This is a genomic window from Streptomyces sp. CLV115 (genome assembly GCF_038448545.1).
GTDB classification, from domain to species: Bacteria; Actinomycetota; Actinomycetes; order Streptomycetales; family Streptomycetaceae; genus Streptomyces; species Streptomyces sanglieri.
Genome location: NZ_JBCEWQ010000216.1, coordinates 1 through 11,604, shown reverse-complemented (window position 1 = coordinate 11,604; position 11,604 = coordinate 1). Strand labels below are relative to the sequence as shown.

9 protein-coding genes are annotated in these 11,604 nt (G+C 71.6%); 4 read left to right on the top strand and 5 right to left on the bottom strand.

Annotation, left to right across the window (positions count from 1 at the left end; translation table 11 throughout):
* A partial coding sequence (locus tag AADR41_RS38730; protein ID WP_342286894.1) for an MFS transporter occupies positions 1 to 1,361 on the bottom strand: 1,361 nt, incomplete at its 3' end.
* A gap of 247 nt (positions 1,362 to 1,608) precedes the next feature.
* Here AADR41_RS38730 and AADR41_RS38725 point away from each other — a divergent pair.
* From AADR41_RS38725 to AADR41_RS38715, 3 genes are read left to right on the top strand one after another with little or no spacing between them, the layout of a single operon-like run.
* Positions 1,609 to 2,028, top strand: coding sequence for a hypothetical protein (locus AADR41_RS38725; protein ID WP_342286899.1), 420 nt, complete (start codon positions 1,609 to 1,611; stop codon positions 2,026 to 2,028).
* An 8-nt stretch (positions 2,029 to 2,036) separates the two neighbouring features.
* Positions 2,037 to 3,629, top strand: coding sequence for an NB-ARC domain-containing protein (locus AADR41_RS38720; RefSeq protein ID WP_342286893.1), 1,593 nt, complete (start codon positions 2,037 to 2,039; stop codon positions 3,627 to 3,629).
* Positions 3,629 to 4,237 carry a hypothetical protein gene (locus AADR41_RS38715; RefSeq protein ID WP_342286891.1) on the top strand — a complete coding sequence of 203 codons (609 nt, stop codon included), beginning with the start codon at positions 3,629 to 3,631 and terminating at the stop codon, positions 4,235 to 4,237. The genes AADR41_RS38720 and AADR41_RS38715 overlap by 1 nt, the downstream gene beginning before the upstream one ends.
* Before the next feature lie 13 nt (positions 4,238 to 4,250).
* Here the strand turns inward: AADR41_RS38715 and AADR41_RS38710 are convergent, their stop codons facing one another.
* Positions 4,251 to 5,963: a hypothetical protein gene (locus AADR41_RS38710; protein WP_342286898.1), complete on the bottom strand. Its 1,713-nt coding sequence runs from the start codon at positions 5,961 to 5,963 to the stop codon at positions 4,251 to 4,253.
* A gap of 206 nt (positions 5,964 to 6,169) precedes the next feature.
* On the bottom strand, positions 6,170 to 6,376 hold the full coding sequence (locus AADR41_RS38705; protein WP_342286890.1) for a hypothetical protein: 207 nt from the start codon (positions 6,374 to 6,376) through the stop codon (positions 6,170 to 6,172).
* Positions 6,377 to 7,461: 1,085 nt separating this feature from the next.
* Here AADR41_RS38705 and AADR41_RS38700 point away from each other — a divergent pair.
* Complete coding sequence (locus tag AADR41_RS38700; protein ID WP_342286895.1) at positions 7,462 to 9,318, top strand: ATP-binding SpoIIE family protein phosphatase; 1,857 nt, start codon at positions 7,462 to 7,464, stop codon at positions 9,316 to 9,318.
* Between the two features lie 91 nt (positions 9,319 to 9,409).
* Here AADR41_RS38700 and AADR41_RS38695 read toward each other — a convergent pair whose 3' ends face one another.
* Together AADR41_RS38695 and AADR41_RS38690 are read right to left on the bottom strand one after the other, a co-directional pair.
* Complete coding sequence (locus tag AADR41_RS38695) at positions 9,410 to 10,747, bottom strand: MFS transporter (RefSeq protein ID WP_342286889.1); 1,338 nt, start codon at positions 10,745 to 10,747, stop codon at positions 9,410 to 9,412.
* A 119-nt stretch (positions 10,748 to 10,866) separates the two neighbouring features.
* A partial coding sequence (locus AADR41_RS38690) for a 2-oxo acid dehydrogenase subunit E2 (RefSeq protein ID WP_342286888.1) occupies positions 10,867 to 11,604 on the bottom strand: 738 nt, incomplete at its 5' end.

Here is an 11,604-nt window from a genome sequence, read left to right as displayed (position 1 = left end):
AGCGCCCGGGACGCGTCCGGGGCGGCCGAGGCGCTCTCGATGTCCGTGAGATCCCGGTGCCGGGTCTCCCTGGCGCACCCGACCGCGAGCACGGTGATGAGCGCCGCGGCGATCACGTACAGCGAGATGGGCACCGAGCTGTCGAAGTCCGCGAGCAGCGCCGTGGCGATGAGCGGCGCCGGGGCGCCGGCCGCGACCGAGGAGAACTGCGCGCCGATCGAAGCGCCCGAGTACCGCATCCGGGTCGCGAACATCTCGGAGAAGAAGGCCGCCTGCGGCGCGTACATCGCGCCGTGGAAGAAGAGCCCCACGGTGACCGCGAGCAGCAGACTGCCGAAGTTCCGTGTGTCGATCAGCGCGAAGAACGGGAACGTCCACAGCCCGACACCGATCGCGCCGACCAGGTAGACCGGCCTGCGCCCGACCCGGTCGGAGAGCGCACCCCACATCGGAATGACCGCGAAGTGGACCGCCGAGGCGATGAGTACCGCGTTGAGCGCCGTCTGCTTGCTCAGATCCGCCGCCGTGGTCGCGTAGACGAGCACGAACGCCGTGATCACGTAGTAGCTGATGTTCTCCGCCATCCTGGCGCCCATGGCGATCAGCACATCGCGCCAGTGATGCCGCAGCACGGCGACGAGCGGCATCTTCTCGGCCGTCCCGGCAGCCGATCGGCGCTCCTCGGCCTGCGCCATCGCGGCCTTGAAGACCGGGGATTCATCGACAGAGAGGCGAATCCACAGACCGATGACCACCAGGACACCGGAGAGCAGGAAGGGGATGCGCCAGCCCCACGCGCCGAAGGCGGATTCCGACATCAGTGCGGTGAGCGCGGACAGCACCCCGGTGGCGAGCAACTGCCCGGCCGGCGCGCCCGTCTGAGGCCAGGAGGCCCAGAAGCCGCGGCGCTCCGCGTCCCCGTGCTCCGAGACCAGCAGCACCGCCCCGCCCCACTCGCCTCCGAGTGCGAAGCCCTGCACCAGCCGCAGGACGGTGAGCAGTACGGGCGCGGCGGCCCCGACCGTGGCATGCGTCGGCAGCAGCCCGATCGCGAACGTCGCCCCGCCCATCATCAGCAGACTGAGCACCAGCAGCTTCTTGCGCCCGAGCCGGTCGCCGTAGTGCCCGAACACCAGGGCACCGAGCGGCCGGGCGGCGAAACCGACCGCGTAGGTGAGGAAGGACAGGAGAGTCCCGACGAGCGGATCGGACTCGGGGAAGAACAACTTGTTGAAGACCAGCGCGGCGGCTGACCCGTACAGGAAGAAGTCGTACCACTCGATGGTGGTTCCGACGAGGCTCGCGGCGACGATGCGCCTGAGATTCGACGGGGCTGGCGGAGAGCTTGCTGGGGCGGCCATGGGTACCACTTCCGGACGGTCGGCGGGGACGGGTGTGCGTCGCCATACCGTAGGAAGGGGCAGGTGGGGGGCGTATGTGGCGGGACACCACAGTTCTGCCGCCCGGAGTGCGCGTGCCCACCATGCCGTGCTCCGGCCGGTTTTCCGATGCGCCGTGCCCGGGCCCGCTTCCGAAGTACTCGTCCGCTCTCTACGGTAGAAGTGACTTCACACGCGCATGGCGCGACGGCGAGACGACGGGGGCATCGTGGAAGCGGAGTTGGCGGCACTGGCGGCGTCGGGTGCGACGGCCTTGGTCGGTCACATGGTCTCGGACGCCTGGGCGCAGACCCGGGAGCGAATGGCGCGATTCCTCGCGCGGGGCGGGGCGACCGATGACGTGGACGAGGAACTCGACGCGTCCCGGGAGGAGCTCGTCGCGGCCCGCGACGGCGAGGATCCGGACGTGGCGGCGGACATCGAGGACGAGTGGCGGCTCAGGATGCGCCGGGCACTGCGCGCGGACCCGGCGGCCGCACAGGAACTGCGGGTGCTGCTGGACGAGATCGCCCCTCGACCGGAAGCCGTGTCGACTGTGACGATCAACAACAACTTCAGCGGGGACAGCCAGAACTCCCAGGTCATCCAGGGACAGAGCGTGTCCGGCGGACTGACTTTTCACGGTTAGGGAAGAACGTGCAGAGTGAGGAACCCGGCGCCCGCCGGGAATCCACGTACGTCAGCAACGACCTGTCCGGGGAGGTCCACGGCACGAGCATCCAGGCCCAGCGGATCCATGGCGGAATCACCTTCAACGTCCAGGCACAGCCCGGTGTCGGGCCGGACATCAGGCCGGACGAGGTTCCGCCGCTCCCGTTCCCGTTCGTCAATCGCTCGAAGCGTCTGGCGGAGCTCGACGCCTGGCTGGGAACGGGACGCCCGCGGTCGGTGAAAGTCGGGTTCGGAGCCCTGTACGGCATGTCCGGCGTGGGCAAGACCGCGCTGGTGTCGCACTGGGCGGACGAGAAACGGGAGCTGTTCCCCGACGGTCAGATCTACGTCGATTTCGCGGCGCTGCGGGAAGAGCCGGAGGGCGGGGACGTGTCCGAGGCCGTTCGCCGGTGCCTCAGGTCCCTGGGAGTCGACGAGTCGACCATCCCCGCGTCGCTCGCCGACCGGACAAGGCTGTTCCGGTCGCGTTCATCGGGCCGGCGGCTGCTCGTGGTCCTCGACAATGTGAGCCAGCCGGCCCAGGCGGCCTCCCTGATCCCCAAGGGTGAGGGCAGCGCCCTGCTGGTCACGAGCGGCGGTCTGCTCGGGGAGCTGGCACTGGACGGTGCGCGGCTGATGCCGGTGCGGCCTCTGGGCCGGGACAGCGGGCTGGAGCTGCTGACCGAACGCTGCGGCGAGGAGGCCGTCGCGGCGGACCGGGAGTCGGCCGAACGGCTGGTGGAGCTGTGCGGGGGCCTGCCGGTGGCCCTGCACATCGTGGCGGCCCGGCTGCTGACCAGCCCCGGGCTGACCCCGGCGGCCCTGGCCGACGAGCTTGCCGACGAGTCAGGTCGCCTGGCGGGAATGTCCCTCGGAGAGGAGCGGTCGATGTCCGCTGTGCTCGATCTCGGCTACCGGGAACTTCCCCCGGACACGGCCCGGCTGTACCGGCTCCTGGGCTGGCTGCCGAGTACCACCTTCGACGTGGGCGTCGCCGCGGTCGCGGCCGGCATCGACACATCGAGCACCGGAACGATGCTGAGGGCGCTCGTATCGGCGAGCCTTCTCGAATCGACCGGGGACGGCCGGCACCGCTTCCACGACCTGGTACGTCTCCATGCCCGGGAGCGTGCCGCCGCCGAGGAGCCGGCCGGCGAACGGCTCGCCCTGCTGGGGCGGGTGACGACGCACTACCTGGCTCTCACCGCACTCGCGGACCGGTCGATCAGGCAGGACCGGCTGCGGATCGCGGATCTCACGACGCTGTTGAGCGCGGCCCCCGACCCGTTCGGGACCACAGGGGGCCCGGCGCCTCTCGACTGGCTGGAAGCGGAACACCGCAACATCCTGGACGTGCTGCGGGCCGCTGTTCGTGAGGAGACCCTCCGGACCGAGGTGTGGCAGCTGGCCGAGGCGTTCACCGTGTTGTTCTTCCACCACCGGCATCTCGGTGACTGGCGGGAGTCGCTCGAACTGGGGGCGGGGGGGGGGGGGGGGACGGGGGGGCGGCGCCCGCGGCCGCCGCGCTGGAACCGGCCGCCGAGGCACGGCTGCGCAGTCTTCTGTCCCGCCCGCTGATGGACCAGGGCGAGCACGAGGCAGCACGACGGGAGCTGGAATCCGCCGCGGCATGCGCCGAGGTGTCGGGAGACCTCGTGGTGCGGGCCTCCGTGCAGGAGTTCTCGGGACGGTACTGGGAACACTACGACCTCTCCCGCGCCATGGACGCCTACCGCAGTGCGCTTGAGCTCAGCACCGCGGCGAACGAAGGGCGTGGCGCCGCCATCGCGGCCTATTTCCTCGGCAGCGCCCAGGACGCCGCCGGTGACCACGACGAGGCCCTGGTCACTCTGCGAGGGGCGCACGCGGAACTGACCGCGCGGAACGATCCGCGAATGGCGGCGCGGGTGCTGGCGGCCATTGGTCTCGCCCACGACCGTCTCGGGGAGCACGAAGCGGCGATCCGCTCGCTGAGCGAGGCCGCCCGAGCCCTGCGGGAGCAGCGGGCGACGCACTACGAGGCCCAGGCCCTGGTGGCCCTGGCCGGAATCAGGGAGCGCTCGGCCGCCGGTCCCGAAGCGGTACGGGCCGACCTGACGCGGGCCCTGGAGATCTACGAGGCGGGCTGCAGCCCGCAGGCCGAAGTGCTGCGCCGACGGCTCGAAGAGACGGGTGGGACGGGCTGAGCGACGGACGTCCTCAGCCGAACGGGCCGAGCGGGACATCCGGGCGCAACCGGAGGGAGACGTCCTCGTTGCGCAGCTCACCGATGCGCAATGTCACCATGGCGTCGTCCAGCGCCGCCCCCGCGCGCAGCAGGGTGTAGACGGTCGCGGCCGGCAGACCGGGATCGACTGCGGGGCCGGTGACCGCCGCCTCGACGATCCGTCCGTCGCGCAGCCCCACCAGGCAGCCGCCCCCGTCCAGAGCAACGGCCGCGAGGCGGCAGCCCGGACACCGGCGCAGCGTTTCCCCGATCCAGCGCAGGGCCTCGGCGGCCGTCGGGAGGGCAGTGCGCCGGAACAGGACCGACGCGCTCTCGACCAGGCGCCGGTCCCGTTCCCGCTCGTCACAGGCCAGGTGGGTGAAGGCCCGCGGGTCCTCGCGTTCCGTGCCGGACACCGCCGCGGGGTGGCGCCGCACGGCCACGGTCGGTCCTTCCTCGTCGTGGAACGTGGCCGTGGTCGCCACGGTCCAGGAGGAGACCGGGGGAAGCGTCTCCTCTGGCGCGGGCAGTGTCAGTCGGGGCGGGACACCGGGTGACGGCTCGGCCAGACCCATCAACCGGTAGAGCGCGGTGCGCAGTTGGTGGAGAGCCTGCCCCGGCCGGGCGAAGGCCTGCTCGGCGATCGTGCGGTAGCGGTCGCAGGTGTGTTCGGCGACGGTGGTCCTGATCTGCTCGGCCATGTCGCCCGGCGGACCGAGCCGGGGTGCGGCCCGTCCGAGACGGTCCGCGGCCGTACCCGGCACGGCATCGCTCCCGAACGCGGCGAGCAGCACCGGCTTGCCCAGAGCCGCACCGTACAGGGTCACCGAACCGTGGTCGCCGATGACGGCGTCCGCGGCCACGAGTGCCGGCCGCCAGGCGTGGACGGGGGGAATCAGGACCAGCCCCGCGTCCAGTGCGGCTGCCAGTGCGGTGCGGATCTGCCAGGCGCCGTGCCCTGACCAGACGTTGGGGTGGATGATCGCGGCGACCCGGAATTCGTCGTACGGCAGCGCGGCGAGCAGACGGGCCGGGAGATCGGGGTGCTGCCCGATCAGGGAGGTGGGACCCCAGGTGGAACTGAGCACCACGAGTTGTCGCCCGTCCGGCACGCCCAGTGCGGCCCGGTAGCTCCCGGCCTGATCCAGGCTGACGAGCAGCTCGTCGAAGCACGGGTCGCCGACAAGCAGCGTGTGTCCGGCCGCCTTCGGATGGGTGGCGAGCAACTGCTCCTCCTGGCCCGGATGCGAAATGGCGAGCCAGGCCCGTCCGGACTCCAGCAGCCGGTCCGGCACCACGCCGGACAGGCGGCTGCGCGGGGCCCGTGAGTCCGGTACGTGCTTCTGGAAGCCGATCCCGTGGGGCAGCACCAGAACGGGACAGTCCCCGTCCGGTACATCGATGTTCTCACTCGCGGAGACGATGAGATCGGGAGCGGCGTCGGCCAGCTGCTCCCACGACATCACCCGGCACCCCGAGTCGTGGAGCAGGTCGAGCACCCCGTCGCTGAAGGCGGAGGTGGAGTCGTAGGCGAAGACGACGGCCACCCGGCTGTCACCGCGCAGCAGTGCGGGCAGACATTCAAGGACCCGCGCGGTCGAGGTGACGGTGCGGGCGGCCACGACCAGGGTCTTCTCGCGACGAAACGTGCTCCATCTCAGAGCATCCGGCCCGACGGGAACGCGGAGGGGCTGCCTAGCGTGCATGGCCACCCCAAGACGCTACCCCCGGTCGCGTGGCTCGTGGCTCGTGGCTCGTGGCTCGCGGCTCGCGGCTCGCGGCTCGCGGCTCGCGGCTCGCGGCTCGCGGCTCGCGGACGATGGTTCCTCTATCGTGCTTCAAGCTGGAGAACAATCCCTCTGGAGGGTCGGTGCGACATCGGTGTTCGCGTACACCGTAGCCAACTCTCCACCTACTTCAGCACGGTCACCACCACTGCCGCCACCGCGCTGATGACGGTCAGGGCCGTGGCGAACGCCCTGCCCGACCTCGCGACGGCCTCGGGCGCCGGGGCGCCGCCCCAGCGGGCGACGGCGAACGCGATCCCCGCCACGAGGCAGGCGGACATCACCGCCAGCGCGACTGCCATGAGCAGCATCGCCGTATGGGTGGGGTTCACAGCAACTCCTCCTTCGACGCCTTCGAGCTCGTCTGCTTCGTGCGGGCGGGCATTCGCACGGCACGAAACAACCATCCACCTGCACGAGGGGCGGCCGAGCGGGTTGGATGTTGTCCACGTGACAACACGGGGTTGTCCGGGGAACAACTCGGTCCGAGAGAGGTGACGTGGGGACTTTGAAGCGGCCCGGCCGGCCCTGGGCGCCCGCACGGGGATCGTGCAAGGAGATCAACGATCTCGTGCACGCCCTGCGGACCTGGCTCGACACCTCCAACGTGTCGGTGGCCCAACTGCGTGACCGATTGACCGCCGAGCACTTCCGTTCCGGTGCGGTTCCCGATCTGCGCAAGCTGCGTGAACAGCTTGCCGGGGTCGCCCTGACCTGGGATCTCGTCGAAGCCGTCGCCGATGTCTGTTTCCCCGACGAGTCCGGACCGCGGGCCGCCGAGCGGCTGGCGCGGCTGCAACCGCTGTGGAGCGCCGCCCGGACCGCTCCCACACCCGTCACCGCCGACGGGAATCCTTCCGTCCCGGCCCACGAGCTCGTCGAGGCCCAGCAGCGCACGATCGCCGCGCTGGAGGATCTCAACCGTGTCCGGCAGGCCTTCGAGGTCAGTGAGCAGGCCAGGCAGCAAGCCCTCCAGGTGGCCACGGTGCTCTTCGCGCTGCTCGGCCAGACGCAGGCGCAAGTCGCCCAGCTCACCAGGCGGTTGGACGCTCTGCGCGGCGCGGACGACTCGTTCCCCGGCGATGTGGAGCTGGCGGAGAACCGTCTCGAACGCGCCGTACGGCAGGCGGAGGACCTCCGCTCACAGCTCGGCCGGGCCGAGGCCGAACGGGACACGGCGCAGCGGGTGGCCGATCACGCCGCCCGCCGTATCGAGGCGCTGGAGGACGAACTCCGTGAACTCAGGAGCGTCTCCGCGCCCGGCGGGCAGCCCCGCCCAGGAGCCGCCCTGCAGATTCCCGGCCCGCTGTCCGGTAGCGCCGACGACGCCGCGCTCGATCAGGTCGACGCCACCCTGCGCAAGGCCCGTGACGTGCTCGACCGGGAACACGAGGCCGTGCAGGAGGCGGCCGAGGACATGGGCTGGAGCAGATCGCGGAACGCCGGGACGGAGCACACCGGTTCCGTCATCCCGGGGCAGGCCGTCCGCGGCGGGGACCACCACGACCCCCGGTCCGCCCCCGTCGGCGACGAGTTGTTCCGCACAACCCCGAACAACCCCATGACCAGCGGCGACGGACCCGGCAGCGAGGTCGAGCTGCGACGGGCGGACGACTCGATGCGATTCGTCGGAGCCGCGACCCGGCGGATCGCCCGCGGCATGGATCCGGACGAGATCGTGCTCGGGCTGTGCCGTGCGACCGTCCCGTCCTTCTCCGACGAGATCTTCGTGTATCTGCGCGACCCGCTCCCGGTGGGCGACGAACGACCGGCCTCCCCGTTCATGCTGCGGCTGCGCCGCATCGACCGGCTGCGCCCGGAACGGAGCGACGGGCACCTCGCACCCGACACCGATCCCGCCGTGCTGCGCCCGGTGCCTCCGGGCAGCGCACTCGCGGAGGTGTTGCGCGGGGTGCGCCCGCTCCTCGGCGGCTCGGACGCCGGCCGGGACGCACTGTCCTGGCTGCTGGGCGCCGGCCACCCGCTGCCCAACGGGCACCGGGCGATCCTCGCCCCGCTGCGCGGCCGGCGCCGGGTCATCGGGGTCGCGGTCTTCCTGCGCGGGAACGAACGGTCGAGTTTTGATCCGAACGACCTGCTGGTCGCGGCCCAGTTGGTCACGCACACGGCGCTCTCCCTGGACAAGGCCGTGCTGTACGGGCGTGAGGCGTACATCGCGGGGGAGCTGCAACGGGCGATGCTGCCGAGCTCGCTTCCGCAGCCGCCCGGCGTCGGGCTCGCCTCCCGTTATCTGCCGGCCGCCGAGACGGCCCGGATCGGTGGCGACTGGTACGACGCGATCCCGCTGCCCGGCAGCCGGGTCGCCCTGGTCGTCGGCGACGTCATGGGCCACTCCTTGACCTCCGCGGCGATCATGGGCCAGCTGCACACCACCGTGCAGACCCTCGTCGGCCTCGACCTGCCGCCCCAGGAGGTGCTGCGACGGCTCGACGAGCAGGCGCGGCGCCTGGGCGACGACCGGATGGCGACCTGCCAGTGCGCGGTCTACGATCCGGTCGCGCACCGGATCACCATTGCCAACGCCGGGCATCCGCCGCCCGTGCTGCTGCATCCGGGCGGCCGAGCGGAGGTGCTGCGGGTGCCGCCCGGACCCCCGGTCGGGGTGGGCGGGGTGGACTTCGAGGCCGTGGAGCTGGACGCGCCCCCGGGCGCCACACTGCTTCAGTACACCGACGGTCTGGTGGAGTCCCGGCTGCGGGACATCTGGATGGGCATCGAGCAGCTCAGGGAACGGATGGCGGCCGCGGCACGGCTGACCGGCCCGGACCACGCCCCGTCGCTGGAGGCCCTCTGCGACGACGTGCTGCACATGGTCGGCCCGGGGGACCGGGACGACGACATCGTGATTCTCGCGACCCGGTTCGACGGGATCGCGCCGGGCGACGTGGCGCACTGGTTCCTGGAGCCGGTGCACGGGTCTCCGGGGCGGGCCAGGCGGCTGGTGCGGCGGACGTTGGCCGGCTGGGGGCTGGCGGAGCTCTCGGACTCGGCCGAGCTCCTGGTGAGCGAGATCGTGACGAACGCCGTGCGGTACGCGGAACGGCCGGTGAGCATGAGGCTGTTGCGGACCGATTCGCTGCGCTGCGAGGTCGGCGACGACTCGACGCAGATGCCCCGGGAACGCTGGGTCCGGTCCACCGACGAAACCGGCCGCGGGCTGCACGTCGTCAGCGCGCTGGCGCAGCGGTGGGGCGCGGCGGATGTCTCCGGAGGCAAGGTGGTCTGGTTCGAGCTGGACCTGCCCCGGGGGTGAAACCCCCTGACGGGCCCGGGAGTCCGGGCGGGGCGGTCGCACATGGGGCCGGCGCCGGCGCCCCGGCAGGGGACGCCGACGCCGGCTTGTGTCAGGACTTCGGGGAGAAGCGCAGTCGCGTGGCCGCGAGTGCGCCGAGGGCCAGCAGGACGATGGAGACCCACAGGCCGGACAGGTGGTTGCCGGTGGCGTCCTCGGCGTAGCCCATGATGTACGGGCCGACGAAGCCGCCGGTGATGCCGATCGTGTTGAGCAGCGCCAGCCCACCGGCGAGGGTCTTGCCCGAGAGCCGGGTGGCGGGGAAGTTGAACAGCAGCGGCTGGACGACGAAGAACGCCAGGCCGGTGAAGCAGAAGCCGAGCAGGGCGATCACGGGACCGGCGACGGCGGCGACGATGAGGCCGGTGAACATCATCAGCAGGCCGACCACCACGAAGTTGCGGGAGCGCCGGGGCGTGGTCGCGCGGGGCGGGACCAGTACGGCGCCGACGGCCGCGGTGAGCCAGGGCAGGCCGGTCAGCAGGCCGATGGTGAACGGGGAGAGATCGCCCCAGCCGCCGATGATTCCGGGCAGGAAGTAGACGACGGAGTACAGGGCGACCTGGTGCGTCCAGTTGGCGAAGATGGCCAGCAGCATCTGCTTGTCGCGCAGCACCGTCAGCAGCGAGCCGGATCCGGAGCCGTTGCTGGCCGCCTCGGAACCCTCGGTCTGCTCGCGGGTGACCGCGTCCTGGACCAGTCGGGCCTCGTCCGCCGTCAGCCAGGGCGCCTTGGCCGGGCCGTCGGGCAGGTACCGGAAGATGGCGACGGCCAGGAAGAGGCAGGGGATCCCCTCGATGACGAACATCCACTGCCAGCCGTGCCAGCCGCCGAGTCCGTCCATCTCCATGAGCAGCCCGCCGAGCGGGTTTCCGACGACGCTGGCGATGGAGGCGCCGAGCAGGAGCAGCCCGATGGCGCGGCCGCGGGTCTCGGAGCGGAACCAGTAGGTGAAGTAGAGCAGGATGCCCGGCAGCAGCCCTGCCTCGGCGGCGCCGAGCAGCAGCCGCATGGCGTAGAAGGACTTCTCGCCCTGCACGAAGGCCATGCAGGCGGAGATGACGCCCCAGGTCAGCATGATCCGGGTGATCCACCAGCGGGCGCCCACCCGGTACATGATGAGGTTGCTGGGGACCTCGGAGATCGCGTAGGTGAGGAAGAACAGTCCCGCGCCCAGCCCGTAGGCCGCGGCGGAGATGCCGAGGTCGACCTCCAGACGTTCCTTGGCCAGGCCGATGTTGGTCCGGTCCAGGAACGACATGATGTAGGCGGCCAGCAGCAGCGGCATCAGCCGCCGCAGATTGCGCTGGTCCAGCTCGCCGAGCGCATCGCGCGGGGTTTCGTGTGGTGTGGCCGCACTTGGCGTGCGGGAACCGCGGATCAAAGACATCGGTGTCCTCTTGGGGTGCTCTGGCAGCCGTCAGTTGGGGACGACAGGACTTGGGGGCTGGACCGGGCCGGGCGGGCTGCGGCGGTGGTGCCGCGGGCCGCCCGGCCGCCGGGACGGGTTCAGACGACGAGCCGGACCGGGTTCTCCACGGCCTCGGTGAAGGCCGCGAGCCAGCGAGCGGCCACGGCGCCGTCCACCGGACGGTGGTCCACGGACAGGACCACGCCGAGCACCTTCGCCGCGACGACCGCACCGTCGCGGACCACCGCCTCGTCGCGTGCGGCGCCGATGGCCAGGATCGAGGCCTGCGGCGGGTTGATGATGGCGGCGAACTCCTCGACCCCGTACATGCCGAGGTTCGAAACGGTGATCGAGCCGCCTTCGAGATCGGCGGGGGCCAGGCCCCCGGAGCGCGCCCGCTCCGCGAACGCACGGGTCCGCGTGGCGATCGCCGACACCGACAGGTTCTCGATCCCGCGCAGCACCGGCGTCACCAGGCCCGTGTCGGTGGCGATGGCGACCGAGACGTCGACGGTCCGGAACCGGCGGACGGCGTCCGGCTGCCACACCGCGTTCATCTCCGGCACCTGGGTGTGCGCCGTGGCGACGGCCTTGATCAGCAGGTCGTTGACCGAGATCTTGACCGGGCTGACGGCGTTGATCCGCTGCCGCAGGGCGAGCAGCTCGTCGACCGCGCAGCTCGCGCGCAGGTAGAAGTGCGGGGTGTGCTGCTTGCTCTCGGTGAGCCGCCTGGCGATGGCCCGGCGCATCCGGGTGTGCGGGACGTCCTCGTGGTCACCGGTGCCGGCCGCGGAGGCGGCTGCGGCGGGGGTGGGGGCCTGCGGTACGGGTGCGGC

Coding starts and splice junctions, on each gene's coding strand:
- AADR41_RS38715 (WP_342286891.1), top strand. CDS start 3,629: ATGGACCAGGGCGAGCACGAGGCAGCACGACGGGAGCTGGAATCCGCC.
- AADR41_RS38710 (WP_342286898.1), bottom strand. CDS start 5,963: ATGCACGCTAGGCAGCCCCTCCGCGTTCCCGTCGGGCCGGATGCTCTG.
- AADR41_RS38700 (WP_342286895.1), top strand. CDS start 7,462: ATGGGCTGGAGCAGATCGCGGAACGCCGGGACGGAGCACACCGGTTCC.
- AADR41_RS38695 (WP_342286889.1), bottom strand. CDS start 10,747: ATGTCTTTGATCCGCGGTTCCCGCACGCCAAGTGCGGCCACACCACAC.